Annotated in this window: 19 protein-coding genes, 1 tRNA gene and 1 pseudogene; 12 read left to right on the forward strand and 9 right to left on the reverse strand. The window is 74.8% G+C overall.

Annotation, left to right across the window (positions count from 1 at the left end; translation table 11 throughout):
* Nucleotides 1-91: 91 nt before the first annotated feature.
* Genes EDF32_RS10430 through EDF32_RS10440 form a run of 3 tightly spaced genes read right to left on the reverse strand, consistent with a single transcriptional unit; the run spans nucleotide 92 to nucleotide 1469 of the window.
* Complete coding sequence (locus EDF32_RS10430; RefSeq protein ID WP_123308493.1) at nucleotides 92-376, reverse strand: DUF6480 family protein; 285 nt, start codon at nucleotides 374-376, stop codon at nucleotides 92-94.
* Between the two features lie 44 nt (nucleotides 377-420).
* Nucleotides 421-1287 carry an SDR family oxidoreductase gene (locus tag EDF32_RS10435; protein WP_123308494.1) on the reverse strand — a complete coding sequence of 289 codons (867 nt, stop codon included), beginning with the start codon at nucleotides 1285-1287 and terminating at the stop codon, nucleotides 421-423.
* The gene (locus EDF32_RS10440; protein WP_148061594.1) at nucleotides 1287-1469 is read right to left on the reverse strand and encodes a hypothetical protein; all 183 of its coding nucleotides are present in this window, start codon (nucleotides 1467-1469) and stop codon (nucleotides 1287-1289) included. Before EDF32_RS10440 ends, EDF32_RS10435 begins: the two co-directional genes overlap by 1 nt.
* A 156-nt stretch (nucleotides 1470-1625) precedes the next feature.
* Here EDF32_RS10440 and EDF32_RS10445 point away from each other — a divergent pair, with 156 nt between their 5' ends.
* From EDF32_RS10445 to EDF32_RS10460, 4 genes are all read left to right on the forward strand, one after another.
* Nucleotides 1626-2726: an aromatic acid exporter family protein gene (locus EDF32_RS10445; protein ID WP_123308496.1), complete on the forward strand. Its 1101-nt coding sequence runs from the start codon at nucleotides 1626-1628 to the stop codon at nucleotides 2724-2726.
* A gap of 102 nt (nucleotides 2727-2828) precedes the next feature.
* Nucleotides 2829-3965: an inorganic phosphate transporter gene (locus EDF32_RS10450; protein ID WP_123308497.1), complete on the forward strand. Its 1137-nt coding sequence runs from the start codon at nucleotides 2829-2831 to the stop codon at nucleotides 3963-3965.
* 10 nt (nucleotides 3966-3975) lie between these two features.
* Entirely contained in the window at nucleotides 3976-4245 is a 270-nt protein-coding gene (locus tag EDF32_RS10455) for a hypothetical protein (RefSeq protein WP_123308498.1), read from the forward strand.
* Nucleotides 4246-4248: 3 nt separating this feature from the next.
* Entirely contained in the window at nucleotides 4249-4548 is a 300-nt protein-coding gene (locus EDF32_RS10460) for a DUF3349 domain-containing protein (RefSeq protein WP_123308499.1), read from the forward strand.
* 13 nt (nucleotides 4549-4561) lie between these two features.
* Here the strand turns inward: EDF32_RS10460 and EDF32_RS10465 are convergent, their stop codons facing one another.
* On the reverse strand, nucleotides 4562-5365 hold the full coding sequence (locus EDF32_RS10465; protein ID WP_123308500.1) for a metal-dependent hydrolase: 804 nt from the start codon (nucleotides 5363-5365) through the stop codon (nucleotides 4562-4564).
* A gap of 285 nt (nucleotides 5366-5650) precedes the next feature.
* On the opposite strand from EDF32_RS10465, the gene EDF32_RS10470 reads away from it, so the two are divergent.
* Nucleotides 5651-6640 (forward strand): glycoside hydrolase family 88 protein, encoded by a 990-nt coding sequence (locus EDF32_RS10470; protein ID WP_199734909.1) that lies wholly within the window; start codon nucleotides 5651-5653, stop codon nucleotides 6638-6640.
* Here EDF32_RS10470 and EDF32_RS10475 read toward each other — a convergent pair.
* Nucleotides 6622-6706 (reverse strand) — tRNA-Leu (locus tag EDF32_RS10475). The two genes, EDF32_RS10470 and EDF32_RS10475, sit on opposite strands and share 19 nt — an antisense overlap.
* 160 nt (nucleotides 6707-6866) lie before the next feature.
* Between EDF32_RS10475 and EDF32_RS10480 the strand changes: the two genes are divergently transcribed.
* The 4 genes and pseudogenes from EDF32_RS10480 (at nucleotide 6867) to EDF32_RS10495 (ending at nucleotide 11221) form a co-directional block, all read left to right on the forward strand.
* A complete protein-coding gene (locus EDF32_RS10480; protein WP_123308501.1) occupies nucleotides 6867-8102 on the forward strand; it encodes an AI-2E family transporter in 1236 nt (411 codons plus the stop codon).
* A pseudogene (ald, locus tag EDF32_RS10485) lies at nucleotides 8099-9211 on the forward strand (alanine dehydrogenase). The gene EDF32_RS10480 and the pseudogene ald overlap by 4 nt, the downstream one beginning before the upstream one ends.
* Nucleotides 9212-9243: 32 nt before the next feature.
* Entirely contained in the window at nucleotides 9244-9849 is a 606-nt protein-coding gene (locus EDF32_RS10490) for a GNAT family N-acetyltransferase (protein ID WP_123308502.1), read from the forward strand.
* Between the two features lie 34 nt (nucleotides 9850-9883).
* A complete protein-coding gene (locus EDF32_RS10495) occupies nucleotides 9884-11221 on the forward strand; it encodes a M20/M25/M40 family metallo-hydrolase (protein ID WP_123308503.1) in 1338 nt (445 codons plus the stop codon).
* A 20-nt stretch (nucleotides 11222-11241) separates the two neighbouring features.
* Here the strand turns inward: EDF32_RS10495 and EDF32_RS10500 are convergent, their stop codons facing one another.
* Together EDF32_RS10500 and EDF32_RS10505 are read right to left on the reverse strand one after the other, a co-directional pair.
* A complete protein-coding gene (locus EDF32_RS10500; RefSeq protein WP_123308504.1) occupies nucleotides 11242-12021 on the reverse strand; it encodes a fructosamine kinase family protein in 780 nt (259 codons plus the stop codon).
* Nucleotides 12022-12034: 13 nt separating this feature from the next.
* Nucleotides 12035-12280, reverse strand: a complete 246-nt coding sequence (locus tag EDF32_RS10505) for a DUF5703 family protein (protein ID WP_148061595.1) — start codon at nucleotides 12278-12280, stop codon at nucleotides 12035-12037.
* Nucleotides 12281-12385: 105 nt separating this feature from the next.
* Here EDF32_RS10505 and EDF32_RS10510 point away from each other — a divergent pair, with 105 nt between their 5' ends.
* Nucleotides 12386-12754: a primosomal protein gene (locus EDF32_RS10510; RefSeq protein ID WP_123308506.1), complete on the forward strand. Its 369-nt coding sequence runs from the start codon at nucleotides 12386-12388 to the stop codon at nucleotides 12752-12754.
* A gap of 138 nt (nucleotides 12755-12892) precedes the next feature.
* Here EDF32_RS10510 and EDF32_RS10515 read toward each other — a convergent pair whose 3' ends face one another.
* Nucleotides 12893-13858 carry an aldo/keto reductase gene (locus EDF32_RS10515; RefSeq protein ID WP_123308507.1) on the reverse strand — a complete coding sequence of 322 codons (966 nt, stop codon included), beginning with the start codon at nucleotides 13856-13858 and terminating at the stop codon, nucleotides 12893-12895.
* Nucleotides 13859-13908: 50 nt separating this feature from the next.
* Between EDF32_RS10515 and EDF32_RS10520 the strand changes: the two genes are divergently transcribed.
* The gene (locus tag EDF32_RS10520; protein ID WP_123308508.1) at nucleotides 13909-14763 is read left to right on the forward strand and encodes an undecaprenyl-diphosphate phosphatase; all 855 of its coding nucleotides are present in this window, start codon (nucleotides 13909-13911) and stop codon (nucleotides 14761-14763) included.
* 19 nt (nucleotides 14764-14782) lie between these two features.
* Nucleotides 14783-16057: a cysteine--1-D-myo-inosityl 2-amino-2-deoxy-alpha-D-glucopyranoside ligase gene (gene mshC, locus EDF32_RS10525; protein WP_123308509.1), complete on the forward strand. Its 1275-nt coding sequence runs from the start codon at nucleotides 14783-14785 to the stop codon at nucleotides 16055-16057.
* Nucleotides 16058-16061: 4 nt separating this feature from the next.
* Here mshC and EDF32_RS10530 read toward each other — a convergent pair whose 3' ends face one another.
* Nucleotides 16062-16949: a PAC2 family protein gene (locus tag EDF32_RS10530; protein ID WP_123308510.1), complete on the reverse strand. Its 888-nt coding sequence runs from the start codon at nucleotides 16947-16949 to the stop codon at nucleotides 16062-16064.
* Nucleotides 16950-16991: the final 42 nt, after the last annotated feature.

A 16991-nucleotide genomic window follows, 5' to 3' on the forward strand; every position in this document is an offset into this window, starting at 1 on the left:
GTGGCCTGACTCGTTCTCGTCACCGTAGCGGGACGGGCGCCGCTCGGCATCCTTCGTTCGCCGATCGCCTCGGGTCCCGGCCGCGGGGCCCTCAGTCGAGCAGGCCGACCGCGTAACCGAGGAAGGCTAGCGCCGTGAGGGCGACCACGCCGCCGATCACACCGATCCACAGCCACGGCACCGCTCGCGCGGGGCCATGCTCCTCGTGGCCCTGCGGGGCGCTCACCTGGTCCTCGGCGGGCGGCGTCTCGCCGGGCTGGACGTCGCCGCTCGCGGAGAAGTCGGCGGCCGGCGAGCGGGCGGTCGAACGGTGCGGGTCGGGGTCGGGCGAGGCGGGGTCGGGTGAGGGGGGTTCCCGTGAGGTGGGATCCGGCATGGTCGTCCTCCTTCGGTGGCCGTGCGGATGGTGCCCGGGGTGGGCTACGGGCGCCGCCAGTCGTCGGACGTCAGGTGCGAGCCCGCCATCGGTCCCATGCGGAGCATCCCGCCGTCGACGGGCCACGACGCGCCGGTGACGTAGGTGGCCGACGGCCCACAGAGGAACGCGACGACCGCCGCGACCTCCCGCGCGTCGCCGGGCCGCCCGAGGGGGACGCCCGGGCGCTGCGCCGCGTGCGGGTCCTGGTCCTCCTGACCGGTCATCGGCGTCGCGATCTCCCCGGGCGCCACCGCGTTGACGGTGATGCCGTGCTCGGCCAGCTCCAGGGCGGCGACCTGCGTCAGGAGCCCGAGCCCGCCCTTGGCCGCGCAGTAGGGCGCGGCGCCGACGCGGGGCGCGTGCTCGTGGACGCTCGTGACGTTGACGATGCGCCCGCCCCGGCCCGCGGAGACCATCTGGCGTGCGGCGGCCTGCATGAGCAGGAACGGGCCGTCGAGGTCCGTGGCCATGACCTCGCGCCAGGTGCCCAGGCTCGTCTCCAGGAACGCCGTCGCTGCGCCGGTGCCCGCGACGTTCACGAGCGCGTCGAGCCTGCCCAGCGAGGCTGCGAGACCGTCCACCGCGGGGGCCAGGGCGTCGAGGTCCGTCACATCGAGGCGGCGGGTCCGGGCGGCGGCGCCGTGCTCGCGCACCTGACCGGCGGTCCGCTCGGCCTCGTGCTCGTCGGCATACCAGCACAGGGCCAGGTCGAACCCCGCGGCTGCGAGGGCGACTGCGCTCGCGCGGCCGATCCCCGACTCCGACCCCGTCACCAGGGCGACGGGCCGCGCCGCGGCGTCCGGGGACGAGTAGCCGGCCGTCTCCCCGCCGGTGCGCGGATCGAGGCCGCGGTCCGTGCCGGGCGGCATCAGCTTTCCCCGTCGGACGCCGCCTCGCCGCTGCGCGGGTTGAGGCTGTCCGGGTCCCCGTCGGGGTCGCCGTCGCCAGGGGAGTCTGCCGGTGCGCCGGTGCCCGTGCGCGGGTTGAGCGACGCCGGGTCGGCGTCGGGATCCTCGGCGGGGTCGTAGCCGCGCTCGTCGTTCTCGCTCATGTCGCTCTCCTCGGTCTCGGTGACCGCGCGCCGGAAAGGTGCCGGTGCGACCACGGTCACACGCGCCACCGGCGCTCGCAGCACCGGTGGCGTCCGGGCCCGCGGTGTGCGAGGCGCGTGTCCGGACGCCACCCTCGGACGGTGGAGAATCGGGCGGTGCACAACACGGGACGCGACACGAGCGCGCACGGTCGACGTCCGAGGCGCTTCCTGGACGCCGCGCACCGGCAGTGGGTGCTCCACCCCCGGTGGTCGCTCGCCCTCAAGGGCGCCGTCTCCGCGGCCCTCGCCTATCTCGTCGGCGTGCTCGCGCCCGCGCCCCTCTCGGACTACGCCTACTACGCGCCGCTCGGCGCCGTGGTCGCCACCACGAGCACCCTCGTGCGGTCCGTGCGGGAGTCGCTGCAGGCGCTCGCGGCCATCCTCGTCGGGGCGGCGATCGCGCGGGGTGTCGACCTGGTCCTGGCCCCGGACGAGGTGTCAGTGGCGCTGGTCGTGGGCCTGGCGCTGCTGGTCTCGGGCTGGCGGCCGCTGGGGGAGATGGGCAGCTGGGCGGTGACCTCCGCGCTGTTCGTGCTCATCCTCGGGAACGCGGAGAAGGTGGAGTTCGTGGGAGCGTACTCGGGCCTCGTCGTGGTCGGCTCCCTCGTCGGAATCGCGGTCAACCTCCTGGTGCCGCCGTTGCCCCTCACCCCGACCGAGGCCGCGCTCGACCGCCTGCGGGACGTGCTCGTCGAGCAGCTCGAGGCGCTCGCCGGCGGGCTCGAGGGCGACCGCGCGCCGTCCGAGGACGAGTGGGGCGAGCGGCGCCGCGCGGTGAGCCCGACCCTCGCCGAGGCCCGGGAGGCGGTCGGTCTGACGCGGGAGGCCTCGCGCGCGAACCCCCGGCTGCGCTGGCACCGGGACTGGGCCGCCGCGCAGGTCGACCGGGCGGGGGCGCTCGAGACGTCGGCCGACGTGGTGACGGACCTCGTCCGCCTCCTCGTCGAGTGGGAGCAGAGCGGGCGCGACGACCTCGCGTTCGGGAGCCGGCTCCGTCCCGCGGCTGCCGCCGCCCTGCACGCCTACGCGGACGCGCTGCGCACCGTCGGCGAGGACGCGGAGGACGACGACGCCCTCGCGCGCCTCGACGAGGCCGCGGAGTCGCTGAGACGGGCGGTCCGGGACGCGCGCCGCGAGCTCGACAAGGACTTCTTCGTGGCCGGCGCGCTCGTCCTGGCGCTGCGCCGCGGGGCGTCGGCCGTCGCCGGTGCCTGACCGGGGGCAGCACGCCCGCGGCGGGCCGCGGGCAGGATGAACACTCGGTGAACTCGCTCGCCAGGGATTGCCGTGGCCCGCCGGCGTGCCGACGCTGGGCGGGTGACGGAAACCATCCTGCTCGTCGTCGTGGTCGTGACCGCGCTCGGGTTCGACTTCACGAACGGGTTCCACGACACCGGCAACGCGATGGCCACGTCCATCGCGACCGGGGCGCTGGGGCCGCGCACCGCGGTCCTCCTGTCCGCCTGCCTGAACCTGGTGGGCGCCTTCCTCTCGCTGTCCGTCGCCGCGACGATCGCGCACGGCGTCGTCGACCAGAGCGTGGTCACCCTCCCGATGGTCTTCGCCGGTCTCACGGGCGGGATCGTCTGGAACCTGACGACCTGGTACCTCGGGATCCCCTCGAGCTCGTCGCACGCCCTGATCGGGGGGCTGGTCGGGGCCGCGCTCGCCGCCGTCGGCCTGTCGGGCGTCGAGTGGCAGGGCCTCGTCTCGAGCGTCGTCATCCCGGCGGTCCTCGCGCCCGTGTTCGCCGCGCTCGTCGCGTCCGTGGGCACGTGGCTGGTCTACCGCACGACCCGGACGGTGCCTGAGAAGAGCCGCACCCGGGAGTTCCGCTGGGGCCAGATCGGCTCGGCCTCGCTCGTCTCCCTCGCGCACGGCACGAACGACGCGCAGAAGACGATGGGCGTGATCCTGCTGGCGCTGATCGCGCACGGGACGCTGAGCGAGGGCGCCGACGTGCCCCTGTGGGTCGTCTTCGCCTGCGCCCTGGCGATGGCGCTCGGCACCTGGATCGGCGGCTGGCGCGTGATCCGCACCCTCGGCAAGGGCATCGTCGACATCGAGCCGCCGCAGGGCATGGCCGCCGAGACGTCGTCCGCCGCCGTGATCCTGCTCTCGAGCCAGCTCGGCTACCCGCTCTCGACGACGCACGTGGCGAGTGGTTCGGTCCTCGGCTCCGGGCTCGGCCGCGGCACGCAGGTGCGGTGGTCGGTAGCACGGCGGATGGCGACGGCGTGGGTCGTGACGCTGCCCGCCGCCGGGCTCGTCGGCGCCGCGACCTTCGCGGTCCAGCACGTCGTCGGCGGGGGGCTCGGGGACGTCGTGGTGCTCGCGCTGCTGGTCGCAGCGGCGGCCGGGTTCTGGTACGCCGCCCGCAGGACGCCGGTGGGCCACCACAACGTCAACGACCCGTGGGAGGCGGACCAAGCGTCCGCCCCCGCCACCGCCTGAGGAGGACGTCATGGACCAGTGGATCGATCTCGAGGCGCTCGGCAAGGTCGCCGTCGCGAGCCTGCTCTTCGGGGCCGGGCTGCCGTTGCTCTTCGCCCTGGGCATCCGGGCGCTCGCCGGCCGGCCCGTCCCGGCGGCGGGCGGCGCGCGCCCGGGCGACGGCGGCCAGGACGACGCGCCGTGGCACCGGACGCCCGCCCACCTCGCCGCCGCCGTCGTGTGCTTCGCCCTGGTGGCGGTCGCCGTCACGGGCGGCATCTGGCTGATCGTGGCGGGCTGAGGGATGGCCGCCGGAGCCGTCGCCCGCGTCGTGGGCTGGCTGCGCACCGGGTATCCCGGGGGCGTGCCCGAGCACGACTACGTGCCCCTGTTCGCGCTGCTGGGACGCACCCTCACCCACGACGAGACGCGCGACGTGGCGCTCGAGGTGGTCCGCTGGCACGACGGCGGACCGATCGACGTCCGGTCGGTCGAGGCGGCGATCGAGCGGGCCACGCTCGAGCCGCCGCTCGAGGACGACGTCGCCCGGGTGCGGGCGGTCCTCGCCGCGGGTGGGTGGCCGCTGGCCCCCCTCGACGCGTGAGCCGCGCGGCACCTCAGAGCGCCGCGCGGATCTCGCCGACCATCCCGGACGTGTCGAACCCCATCTGGGTGAGCAACGACCAGAGCACGCCCGCGACGGCGTAGCAGCTCACCGGTGTCATCACGACCCACTCTCGCGCGGAGCCGGCGTCGCCGAGCAGGGGGAGCGCCACGTTCCCGCCGGAGTGCCACAGCTGCCTGAGCAGCAAGCTGCGCCGCACCCAGCGGGGCGAGGGGATCTCGACGGGCCACAGGAGCGGGCAGCCGCCGGTGGTGAGCAGGTCGCCGAGCACGTGCACGGTGGCGCCCAGGCCCACGGCGAGGGGGAGCCAGTTCCACTCCTCGGGCGCGAGGACGGCCACGAGGCCCGCGACGACGACCGACATCGCCCACGGCGCGAGCTTGCCGGTGCCCAGGAGGTCGAGCGCGTCCATCGCGTACGCGACGAGCAGCACCGCGACGACGCCGGCTCCGACGTCCACCGTCCCGAGGGCCGCCGTCTCGACGTGCCAGCGCCCGAGGAGCCACGCGAGGCCGGTGAAGACCGCGATGCCGAGGATCGAGTGGGTGCCGTTGCGGTGCCCTCCCGAGACGGCGGCCACGGCGCGCGCGACGACGTTCGACACGGGCGGCAGCGAGCGCGCGATCGTCCCCGAGCGGTGGTCGGCGTCGGGCAGGAGGGCGGCGCCGGCGCAGACGACCGCACCGGTGACGACCCCGACGTCGGAGACCGGGTGGATGCCCAGGGTGTAGGGGGCGGTCGAGGTGACCGCGACCCAGGCCGCGGCGCCGCTCGCCGCGTGGTGACCGCCCATCATGTTCGTGCAGGACCTCGCTCGTCGGTGGTGGCGGCTGTGCCGGTTCGTCCCGGATGTCGCCGCACTCTATCCCGGAACCGCGTTAAAAAAAGTGTGCCAAGCGCGCCAAACACCACCCCCCACGGAAGCCTCGACCGACACGCCCCGATAGAGTCCGCCCTGCTGGAGGTCCGTGGAGAGGCGTGGTCCAGGATGGCTCAGGAACGGCGGGGTGCATCGGTCGGTGCCGGACATCGGGTGCTGTGCGCGTTGCTGGCGATGCAGCGACAGTCCTGGGAGCAGGGCGTGGCGAGCCACGCGTTCCTCGACCTCGGGCTGGACGACCTGGCCGACGTGGTCGCCTACGACGCCGTAGCACGGCAGGCCTCGGACGGCCGGCTCGCCGAGATCGACGGGGACGGGCTGGTCAACTCCGCGTCCGTCGGCGAGGTGGTGCGCCGGGCGAGCTGCCGGCACGACGACGACGCCCTGGCCGAAGCGTTCGACCGGCAGGTGGCCTGGATCTGCAGCGGTGCGCCGCGTGCCGCCGACGGCACGGTCTTCCACCTCGCGGGGATGCGCGAGGTCTGGGTCGACACCGTCTACATGGTCGTCCCGCTGCTCGTGCTGGCTGGCCGGGTCGACGAGGCCCGGCGCCAGCTCGACGGGCACGAGCGGCGATTGCGGGACCCCGCGACGGGCCTCTACGCGCACCGCTGGGACGAGGACTCCCGGACGCTCAGCAGGGCTGCGCGGTGGGGGACCGGCAACGGCTGGGTCGCCGCGGGCCTGGCCCGCGCGCTGCACCTGCTCGCCGAGGAGGGCATCGACGACGGCGGCTTCGCCCGCCGGGCGCGGGAGCAGGCGCGAGAGCTGGTCGACGCCTGCCTGGAGCACCGACGGCCCGACGGCCTGTTCCACGACGTCTTGGACGACCCGACCAGCTTCACCGAGACGAACGTCGCGCAGATGCTCGCGTACACCGTGCTCACCGGCGTGGCCGACGGGTGGCTCCCCGCCGGCTACGCCGACGTGGGGACCTCGCTCCTCGATACCGCGCGAGCGCAGGTGGGTCCGCTCGGCTTCGTCGAGGGCGTCTGCGGCGCGCCGCGGTTCGACCGGCCCGGGCCGATCCGTGGAGGCCCAGTCGTTCCACCTTCTGGCCCTCGCAGCGGCACGGCGCCTGGACGGCGGTTGAGTCCTCCGTCCTGTCGCGGGCACGACGAAGGCCCCCGATCGGCGGGATCGGGGGCCTTCGTCGTCGCTGTCTCAACGAGTGTCCGGAGGGGGACTTGAACCCCCACGCCCGTTAAAGGGCACTAGCACCTCAAGCTAGCGCGTCTGCCATTCCGCCACCCGGACGAGTGGACCTCGGGAGCCTTCCGGCCCTCGCGGTGCGGGTAGAAATCTAGCACGGGTTCTGGGTGGCGCGTGCATCCCTGCGGTGGGGGAGACTGGGGTCACACCGGGCGCTGCGGTGGTCCCCGGACCGCCGCAGCGCGTCACGTCGACGGGAGGTCGGATGGGCAGCGTCGAACCGAGCACGCCACCGCGGAGGGTCGCGGGGATCCGGCCGGCTCCGCCCGGGGCGGCGCGCAGCGACCTCCCGCCGCGCTGGCTGCGGGTCTCCGCCGGGTGGACGTGGCGGCTGCTCGTCGTCGCGGTCGGCATCGGCCTCGTGTTCGTCGCGACCAGCCGGATCGCGATCGTCTTCACCGCCGTGTTCCTGGCGCTGGTGTTCACCGCGGTGACCCGGCCGCTGACCAACCTGTACGCGCGGGGGATGCCGCGGCCGCTCGCCACGGCGCTGTCCCTGCTCACGGGCTTCGCGGTCTTCGCCGGCCTGCTCGCCTACGTCATCACGTCCGTGGCCGGCCAGTGGCAGGACCTCAGCCAGGAGTTCGGCGCGGGGGTCGACAAGATCCTCGACTACCTGGAGAACGGTCCGTTGCCGGTGAACCTGACGGCCGACCAGGTGAACCAGTGGGTCGACAACGGGCGCGAGTGGCTCACGTCGCACAGCGGCGACATCGCGAGCCAGGCGGCGGCGAGCGCCGGGTCGATCGCCGAGGGCCTCGCCGTGCTCGCCCTCGCGATCTTCTGCACCGTCTTCTTCCTCGCGTCCGGGTCGAAGATCTGGGACTGGTTCCTCGGGCAGCTGCCGGAGGACGGCCGGGAGAGCTGGCGCACCGCCGGCGGCGCGGGCTGGTACACGTTCTCCGGCTATGCGCGCGGCACGGTGCTCGTGGCGCTGTCCGACGGGATCCTCGCGGGGATCTTCCTCGCGATCCTCGGCGTCCCGCTGGCCGCACCGCTGGCGGTGCTGGTGTTCATCGGCGCGTTCATCCCGCTCATCGGCGCGCCGCTGGCGATGGTGGTCGCGATGGTCGTGGCGCTCGCGGCCGACGGAGTCGTGATCGCCGCGGTCGTGGGGATCGGGATCGCCCTCATCGGGCAGCTCGAGGGTCATGTCCTGCAGCCGCTCATCATGGGTAAGCAGGTCTCCCTGCACCCGCTCGTCGTCGGCCTCGGGGTGACGACGGGCACGATCCTCGGCGGCATCCTCGGCGCGGTCGTCGCCGTCCCGCTCCTCGCGGTCGCGTGGGCGGTCTTCGGCGTGCTGCGCTCGCGGGGGACCGCCGGTACGGTCGCCCGGGCGGGCGCGGGCGACGCCGACGAGGCCCGCACCGGCGACCGGTCGCCGGGTGACGAGCCGCCCGACCCGGGATCGGGCACGGCCGCGGAGACACCGGCATGAAGGTCGGGATCCCCACCGAGGTGAAGAACAACGAGTACCGGGTAGCGCTGACGCCGGCGGGCGCGCACCGCCTGGCCGGTGCTGGCCACGTGGTCCTGGTGTAGGCCGGCGCGGGCCTCGGCTCGGCGGTCGCCGACGCGGACTACGTCGCCGCGGGCGCCCGGATCGTGGCGTCCGCCGAAGAGGTCTGGGGCGCCGCCGACCTGGTGTGCAAGGTCAAGGAGCCGGTGGCCGACGAGTACCCGCTGCTGCGCCAGGGGCAGATCCTCTTCGCCTACCTGCACCTGGCGGCGGACCCCGCGGGCACGCGGGCGCTGCTCGGCGCGGGCACGACGGCGATCGCCTACGAGACCGTGCGCGGGCGCGACGGCGGCCTCCCGCTGCTGGCCCCCATGTCGCAGGTCGCCGGACGGCTGGCGACGCAGGTCGGCGCGCACTACCTCCTGCGCAGCGCGGGCGGCGCCGGCGTCCTGCTCGGCGGGGTGCCGGGCACCCTGCCCGGACGCGTGGTGGTCCTGGGCGGCGGGACCGTCGGGCGCCACGCGGCCGAGATCGCCGTCGGCCTGCGTGCCGACGTGACCGTGCTGGACCTGAGCCTCGACGTCCTCGACGACCTCGACCGCCGGTTCGACGGCCGGGTGCGCACCGTGGCCTCGACGCCGTACGCCGTGGAGCAGGCGGTGCTGGCCGCCGACCTGGTGGTGGGCGCCGTCCTGGTCGCCGGCGCCCGGGCCCCACGGCTCGTGAGCACCGAGCTCGTGGGCCGCATGCGGCCCGGGTCCGTTCTGGTGGACGTCGCCGTCGACCAGGGCGGGTGCTTCGAGGCGACGCGGCCCACGACCCACGACGACCCGGTGTTCCGGGTCGCGGGATCGACCTTCTACTGCGTGGCCAACATGCCCGGCGTGGTCCCCGTGACCAGCACGCACGCGCTGACCAGCGCGACCCTGCCCTACCTCGCGCGCCTTGCGGACCGCGGGCGGGACGCACTCGACGACCGTGGCCTGCGCGCCGGCCTCACGGCCCACCGCGGCGCCCTGACGAGCCAGGCGGTCGCCGACGCGCACGGCATGGCGTCCACGCCCGTCGACGACGCGCTGGCGGACTGAGGGCCGGCTCCCCGCGTGGCAGCATGAGCGCCATGGAGCCATTCGTGATCCGCGGCGAGCGGGTCGAGCTGAGCGTCCCGACGCACGACGACGTCGACCGGATCGCCGAGGTCTGCAGCGACGCGGCGGTCCAGGAGTGGACGACGGTCCCCTCGCCCTACACGCGCGACGACGCCGTCGGGTTCGTCGAGAACGTCGTCGGGCCGGGGTGGGCGCGCGGGACCGAGCACACCTGGGCGCTGCGCGAGCGCGGGCGGCTGGTCGGGATGGTCGGGCTGAACCTCGACCCGGCGGTGCCGCGCGTGTCCGCCGAGATCGGGTACTGGCTCGCGCCGCAGGCGCGCGGGCGCGGGCTGATGGGCGAGGCCGCGACCCTCGTCGTCGACTGGGCGCTCGACCCGGAGGGCCTGGACGCCGAGCGGCTCGTGTGGCGGGCGGAGGTCGGCAACTGGTCCTCGCGCCGGGTCGCGTGGCGGCTCGGGTTCCGCGTCGAGGGCCAGGTCCGCGGGTTCCTCACGAAGCGCGGGGTCCGCGTGGACGGCTGGATCGGGACCCTCCTGGCCGGCGACGCGCGCACCCCCGCCGAGCCGTGGCCCGACGGCGTCCCGACCGTCACTCCCGGGGTGCGCGCGGGCTGACGGGCTGGTTGCGCCCGCCGGGTAGCGTTGCGGCATGAGCGCCTCCTCCCGACCCGCCGGCACACCCGAGACCGCCGAGTCGGAGGTCGTGCGCATCTGCCAGGACCTCCTGCGGATCGACACCTCCAACTTCGGCGACGGCTCCGGCCCGGGGGAGCGCAAGGCCGCCGAGTACGTGATGGCCTGCCTCGAGGAGGTCGGCCTGGAGCCGGAGCTCTTCGAGTCGGCGCCCGGGCGCGCGAGCGTCGTCGTCCGCCTGGCCGGCGAGGACCGCTCGCGTCCCGCGCTCGTGCTGCACGGTCACCTCGACGTCGTGCCGGCCCAGGCCGGCGACTGGTCCGTGGACCCGTTCGCGGGCGAGGAGATCGACGGGCTGCTGTGGGGGCGCGGCGCCGTCGACATGAAGGACATGGACGCGATGATCCTCGCGGTCGTGCGGCAGATGGCGCGCGAGGGGCGCAGGCCAGCGCGGGACGTCGTCGTCGCCTTCTTCGCCGACGAGGAGGCCGGCGGCGCCTACGGGGCGCGCTACGCCGTCGACCACCGGCCCGAGCTGTTCGAGGGCGCGACCGAGGCGATCAGCGAGGTGGGCGGCTTCTCCGTCGAGATCGACGGCCGGCGCACCTATCTGCTGCAGACCGCCGAGAAGAGCCTGGCCTGGTTGCGGCTCGTCGCCGACGGCACCGCCGGGCACGGCTCCCAGGTCAACCTCGACAACGCGGTGACGCGCCTGGCGGAGGCGGTCGCACGGATCGGGTCGCACCCGTGGCCCTACCGGCTCACGCCGACCGTCGACGCGCTGCTGCGCGGCGTGGCCGACCTGACGGGGCTGCCGTTCGACGCACAGGACCCCGGGGCGGTCGACGCGCTGGTCGACGCGCTCGGGCCGGCCAAGAAGTTCGTCGGAGCGACCGTCCGGCACACCGCGAACCCCACCCAGCTCGGCGCCGGCTACAAGGCGAACGTCATCCCGGGCACGGCCGAGGCGACGATCGACGTCCGCCTCCTGCCCGGCCTCGAGGACGACGGCATGGCCACCCTGCGCGAGCTCGCCGGCGAGCACGTGCGCATCGAGCCGGTGCACCAGGACGTCGCGCTCGAGGTGCCGTTCTCCGGCGACCTCGTCGACGCGATGGTCGACGCCCTGCACGCCGAGGACCCGGGCGCGAGCGTGCTGCCCTACACGCTCTCCGGCGGCACCGACAACAAGTCCCTGGCCCGCCTCGGCATCACGGGCTACGGGTTCGCGCCGCTGCGGCTGCCGCCGGACCTCGACTTCTCGGGGATGTTCCACGGCGTCGACGAGCGGGTGCCGACCGACGCGCTGCGCTTCGGGTGCCGGGTCCTGGACCGGCTGCTGCGTACCTGCTGAGCGGGCGCCCGCCCGGCGCGTCAGGAGTCGAGCAGCGCGTCGATCGACCGGCGCAGCCGTGCCCGGTAGCCGCCACCGAAGAGCACCGCGTGCACGGCGAGCGGGTAGACCTGGTGCAGGGCCCGACGCCGCTGCCAGCCCGGGGCGAGCGGGTCCGCCTCGTCGTAGGCGGCCACGATCGTGTCCAGGTGCGGTGCGCCGAACAGGACGAGCATCGCCAGGTCGGCCTCCCGGTGACCGCCGTGCGCCGCCGGGTCGATGAGGACGGCCCCCTCGCTCGACCACAGCACGTTGCCCGACCACAGGTCCCCGTGCAGGCGGGCCGCGGGCTCCGCCGCGGCCGTGGGCCCGGCCACCCGGGCGACGCGGGACGCGAGCCGCTGCAGGGCCGCGACGTCGTCCGGCCCGAGCGCGCCGCGCTCCCTGCCCTGCTCGGCGACCGGCAGGAGCCGCGCCTGCGCGTAGAACGTCGGCCAGTCGTCCCACCGGCCGGCGGGCAGCGGCAGCGGGTCCTCGAGCGGGCCGAACCAGGCGTGCTCGGCGCCCGGCGGCAGCGCCCCGTGGGCCGCGGCGCCCGCGCGGTGCATCCGGGCGAGGTCCCGGCCGAACCGCGCGGCGGCGTCGGGAGTGGCGGGGGCCGGCTCGACGCGCTCGAGGTCGAGCCGGTCGTCCGTGACGTCGATCACGCGCACGACCCGCGGGCCGTCGTCGACCGCGAGCCACCGCAGCCCCGCGGCCTCGGTCGCGAAGAAGCCGTGCGGCGCGCCGGGGCGCTGCTTGCGGAACGTCGGCGTCGTCATCGAACGCGCCGGCTCAGAGCGTGCTGCGCGCGCGGATGATCTTGCGGCGGAGCCAGACCTTGCGCATGCCTCCGAGGTACAGGCGGGTGCGGGCGAGCTCCCAGCGGCCGTACTCGGCCTCCTCGGTGAGCACCTGGCGCGCGGCCAGGGGGCTGGTGCTCCGGTCGAAGGTGAGCACCCGGTACTCGTAGTGGCCGTGGGTGGACCAGGCGGACCGGTACGCGGGCCGGTCCGACGTCGTCCGTGCCGTAGGTGCCATGCGCATCCCTCGCTCGTCGTCGCCGTCTCGGGCGCGTCCGGCGCCGAACGGGCCGGCCGCGCATTCTGGATGCCATTGTGCACCGCGCGGCGATACCGTCAGCACATGACCGATGACCCGCGTGCCGCGCTCGACCGCTTCATCGCCGCGCTCGAAGCCCACTACGACGCCGTCGTCACGCGACGCGGCGACGACGACCCGCGTGTCGACGACACCTACTACGTGCTGGCGGACGCGTTCGACGTCTACGACGAGGCGCTCGGTGAGGTGCACGGCGAGGCGACGCCCCTCGTCGTCGACGACTCGGACGACGACGATGACGACGACCAGGACGACGAGGACGACGACGAGCGTCACGACCACGGTGGGTCCGGCGACGAGCCGCAGGTGCCTCGTGGCGGCCGCGGGCTGACCTCGTCGGACATCGACGACCACATCGACGACGACGACCAGATCCACGGCTCCCTGAGCTGACCGCGGCGCCCAACCGCCCGCCGAGACGTCGAATTCGGCCCCTGATCCGACTGGATCAGGGGCCGAATTCGACATCTCGGCGGGCGGGCGCCCAGCGGGCTCGCTCGGCGCGTCTCGAGGGTCTCGGGGTCAGCGGGGTCAGCGGGTCTCGGGGTACCCGCGACCCGGGGCGCTCACGTCGTCGAGCGCGCTCAGCACGGCGGCTGGCAGCACGACGTCCGTCGCCCCGAGCGTCGCCCGCAGCTGGGCGGGGGTCCGCGCCCCGACGATCGCGGAGCCGACGTCGCGGGCGAGCAGCCACGCCAGCGCGACCTCGAGCGGCGCGCGCCCCAGGCCGTCCGCCGCCGTGGCCACCGCCTCGACGACGCCGGACGAGTCGCGCCCGAGGTACGGCTCGACGAAGGACGCCAGGTGGCTGCTCGCACCCCGGGAGTCCGCGGGCATGGCCCGGCGGTACTTGCCTGTCAGGACGCCGCGTCCGAGCGGGGACCACGCGAGCACGCCGATCCCGAGCGCCTGCGCCGCGGGGGCGACCTCGCGCTCGAGCCCGCGCTCGAGCAGCGAGTACTCCAGCTCGACCGCCGCGAGCTCGCAGTCCCCGCCCGCCTCGAGCAGCGTCGCGGCCCGCGCCGTCTGCCAGCCCGCGTGGTTCGAGAGCCCGACGTAGCGTGCCCGCCCGCTCGTGACGGCCTGGCGCAGGGCCGACACCGTCTCGGCGAGCGGGGTGCGCCCGTCCGGCGCCTGCACGAGGAACAGGTCGACGTGGTCCGTGCCCAGCCGCGCGAGCGAGCGGTCCAGCGAGTCGAGCAGCGCCCCGCGGGACGCGTCGACGATCGCGGCGTCCCGCTCGCGGCGGACGCCCGCCTTGGTGCACAGCAGCACCTCGGACCGGTCCACCTCGGCGGCCAGCAACGACCCGAGCACCGACTCGGCGGCGCCGTCGCCGTAGGAGGCTGCCGTGTCGACGAGCGTGCCGCCCGCGTCCACGAAGAGGCGCAGCTGCTCGGCTGCGTCGATCTCGTCCGTGTCCCGCCCCCACGTCATGGTGCCGAGCCCGAGCGAGGAGACGTGCAGGCCGGTGCGCCCGAGCTGGCGAAGTTCCATGGCCGCAGGCTACCGGGACGTCGTGCGCCCGGTGTGTATCGTGACCGCTCGTGAACTCATGGGAAGCAGTCGTCCTCGGCCTGGTGCAGGGCCTGACCGAGTTCCTCCCGATCTCCTCCAGCGCGCACCTGAGCATCGTCGGCCAGCTCCTCGGGGACGTGGACCCGGGCGCCGCGTTCACCGCGATCACGCAGATCGGCACGGAGACCGCGGTGCTGCTGTACTTCCGCCGCGACATCAGGCAGATCTGCGTCGCCTGGTGGAAGGCGGTGCGCGGCGACGCGGGCACGGACTGGCGCTCGCGCATGGGCGCCCACGACCTGCACGCCCGGATGGCGTGGTTCATCGCCCTCGGCTCCGTGCCGATCGTGATCCTCGGGCTCCTGTTCCAGGACGCCATCGAGACGAACCTGCGCAACCTCTGGATCACCGTGGCGATGCTCGCGCTGTTCGGCGTGCTCCTGGGCGTCGCCGACCGCGTCGGGCGCAAGGTGCGCCCGTTGGACGACCTGACCCCCGCCAGCGCGGTCGGCTACGGGTTCGCGCAGGCGCTCGCGCTCATCCCGGGGGTCTCGCGGTCCGGCGGGACCATCACGGCGGGCCTGCTCATGGGGTTCACCCGCGAGGCGGCTGCCCGCTACTCGTTCCTCCTCGCGATCCCTGCCGTGCTCGGCTCCGGGTTCTTCCAGCTCGCGAAGTCCGTCGCCGACGGGCCCGAGCCCGGCTCGCCCGGCGCGGGGGCGACGCTGGTGGCCACGCTGATCGCGTTCGTCGTCGGCTACCTGGTGATCATCGTCTTCCTCAAGATCATCTCGACCTACAGCTACCGGCCGTTCGTCTGGTACCGCCTGGGTCTGGCCGCCGTGGTCTCCGTCATGCTGGTCACGGGCGTGCTGACCGCCTGACGGCCGATAGGGTGGCCGGGTGCTCACCTGGCCCGCCCCACAGATTCCCGCGCTGCCCGGAGAGGGCCGCCAGGTCCGCGTCCACGACAGCTCGACCGGTGCGCAGGTCGTCGCCGCGCACGGTCGCCGCGCCACGATGTACGTCTGCGGCATCACCCCCTACGACGCCACCCACCTCGGCCACGCGGCCACGTACGTCGCGTTCGACCTGCTCTACCGGGCCTGGCTCGACGCCGGCCACGAGGTGGTCATGGCCTCGAACGTCACGGACGTCGACGACCCGCTCCTCGAGCGGGCGACCGCGACCGGTGTCGGGTGGCGGGACCTGGCCACCGAGCAGATCGCGCTCTTCGCGGAGGACATGACGGCGCTCGGCGTCGTGCCGCCCGACGTCTACGAGGGTGTCGTCGAGACCATCCCGCGCGTGCAGGACGCCGTCGCCCGCCTGCTCGAGACGGGTGCGGCCTACCGGGTGCCGCTCGAGGCGGGGGCGGGCGGCACGGAGCCCGGCCTCGGCGACGTGTACGCCGACCTCTCGGCCGACCCGTCGTTCGGTGACGTCGCGCGCCTGTCCCCGCAGGAGATGGCGACGCTCTTCGCCGAGCGCGGCGGGGACCCGGAGCGGCCCGGCAAGCGTCATCCGCTCGACCCGCTGCTGTGGCGCCGCGAGCGCCCGGGCGAGCCGGCGTGGGACTGCGCGACGCTCGGCAGCGGGCGGCCCGGCTGGCACGTCGAGTGCGCCGTCATCGCGCGCGACGGGCTCGGCCTGCCGTTCGACGTCCAGGGCGGGGGAGCGGACCTGCTCTTCCCCCACCACGAGATGTCGACCTCGCACGCGCGGCTCATCGACGACGGCCACGGCGCACGCACCCACGTGCACGCCGGCCTCATCTCCTACGACGGCCACAAGATGAGCAAGTCCCGGGGCAACCTCGTCCTCGTCTCGCGGCTGCGGGCCGACGGCGTGGACCCGATGGCCATCCGGCTCGCCATCCTCGCCCAGCACTACCGCAGCGAGTGGGAGTGGTCGGACGCGGTCCTCGCCGGGGGCCTCGCGCGCCACGCGCGATGGGTCGCGGCGGTCTCGGGCAACGGCGGGCCGTCGCCCGACGCGACGCTGGACGCGGTCCGCGACGCGCTCGCGGCCGACCTCGACGCCCCGCGCGCGCTCGCGGCCGTGGACGCCTGGGCCGACGCGGCGCTCGCCCCGGGACGGGACACCTCCGCCGACGAGGTCGGCGCGCCCGGCGTGGTCGCCCGGACGGTGAACGCGCTGCTGGGCGTGCGCCTGTGAGCGCCTAGGCCTCGCGGCCCCCGCCGTCGCGGCGCTTGAGGTAGCGCTCGAACTCGCGGGCGATGGCCTCGCCCGACGCCTCGGGCAGCTCGGCCGTGTCCTTCGCCTCCTCCAGCTGCTGCACGTACTCGGCGATCTCCGAGTCCTCCTGCGCGAGCTCGTCCACCCCGTGCTGCCACGCCTCGGCGTCCTCGGGGAGCTCCCCGAGCGGCACGGGCTCGCCGACGAGCTCCTCGAGCCGCGTGAGCATCGCGAGCGTGGCCTTGGGCGACGGCGGGTGCGCCACGTAGTGCGGCACCGCCGCCCACAGCGAGACGGACTGCATGCCGCGCTCGCCGGCCGCGTGCTGGAGCACGCCGACGATGCCGGTGGGACCCTCGTAGGTGTTCGGCGACACGTCCAGGACGGACTGCAGCCCCACGCTCTCCGACGTGGCGGTCAGCGGGATCGGACGGGTGTGCGGGACGTCCGCGAGCAGCGCGCCGAGGGTCACGACCGTGCTCACGTGGTAGCTCTCGGCGAGGTCGAGGAGCTCGCGGCAGTACGTGCGCCAGCGCATGCTCGGCTCGATGCCGTCGACCAGGACGATGCGCCGGCCCGTGACGGGCGTGCGCGTCGTGGAGACCGTCGTGGTGGGCCACGTGATGGTGCGCCGGCCCTCGTCGTCGGTGGCCACGACCGGCCGGTTCACCTGGAAGTCGTGGTACTCCTCCGGGTCGATCTCCGCGACGTCGACGGCGTCCCACACGTCGTGCAGGTGCTGCACCGCGGCCGTCGCCGCGCTGCCTGCGTCGTTCCAGCCCTCGAAGGCGGCGATCAGCACGGTGCGCAGCTCGTCGCCCTGCCCCGCCGCGCCCGGCGAGCCCGGGATGTCGTCCCACGTGTCGCTCATCGGTCCAGCCTAGACGTGCCCGGCACCCGGCACGCCGCCCCG

The sequence above is a fragment of the Cellulomonas sp. PhB143 genome, assembly GCF_003752595.1.
Taxonomy (GTDB): domain Bacteria; phylum Actinomycetota; class Actinomycetes; order Actinomycetales; family Cellulomonadaceae; genus Paraoerskovia.

Excerpts from the sequence above, each read along its gene's own strand:
- EDF32_RS10480 (WP_123308501.1), top strand. The coding sequence starts at position 6,867 with ATGGGCAGCGTCGAACCGAGCACGCCACCGCGGAGGGTCGCGGGGATC.
- EDF32_RS10455 (WP_123308498.1), top strand. The coding sequence starts at position 3,976 with ATGGACCAGTGGATCGATCTCGAGGCGCTCGGCAAGGTCGCCGTCGCG.
- EDF32_RS10430 (WP_123308493.1), bottom strand. The coding sequence starts at position 376 with ATGCCGGATCCCACCTCACGGGAACCCCCCTCACCCGACCCCGCCTCG.
- EDF32_RS10515 (WP_123308507.1), bottom strand. The coding sequence starts at position 13,858 with ATGGAACTTCGCCAGCTCGGGCGCACCGGCCTGCACGTCTCCTCGCTC.
- EDF32_RS10465 (WP_123308500.1), bottom strand. The coding sequence starts at position 5,365 with ATGATGGGCGGTCACCACGCGGCGAGCGGCGCCGCGGCCTGGGTCGCG.
- EDF32_RS10440 (WP_148061594.1), bottom strand. The coding sequence starts at position 1,469 with ATGAGCGAGAACGACGAGCGCGGCTACGACCCCGCCGAGGATCCCGAC.
- EDF32_RS10460 (WP_123308499.1), top strand. The coding sequence starts at position 4,249 with ATGGCCGCCGGAGCCGTCGCCCGCGTCGTGGGCTGGCTGCGCACCGGG.
- EDF32_RS10505 (WP_148061595.1), bottom strand. The coding sequence starts at position 12,280 with ATGGCACCTACGGCACGGACGACGTCGGACCGGCCCGCGTACCGGTCC.
- EDF32_RS10530 (WP_123308510.1), bottom strand. The coding sequence starts at position 16,949 with ATGAGCGACACGTGGGACGACATCCCGGGCTCGCCGGGCGCGGCGGGG.
- EDF32_RS10510 (WP_123308506.1), top strand. The coding sequence starts at position 12,386 with ATGACCGATGACCCGCGTGCCGCGCTCGACCGCTTCATCGCCGCGCTC.
- EDF32_RS10500 (WP_123308504.1), bottom strand. The coding sequence starts at position 12,021 with ATGACGACGCCGACGTTCCGCAAGCAGCGCCCCGGCGCGCCGCACGGC.
- EDF32_RS10435 (WP_123308494.1), bottom strand. The coding sequence starts at position 1,287 with ATGCCGCCCGGCACGGACCGCGGCCTCGATCCGCGCACCGGCGGGGAG.
- EDF32_RS10490 (WP_123308502.1), top strand. The coding sequence starts at position 9,244 with ATGGAGCCATTCGTGATCCGCGGCGAGCGGGTCGAGCTGAGCGTCCCG.
- EDF32_RS10495 (WP_123308503.1), top strand. The coding sequence starts at position 9,884 with ATGAGCGCCTCCTCCCGACCCGCCGGCACACCCGAGACCGCCGAGTCG.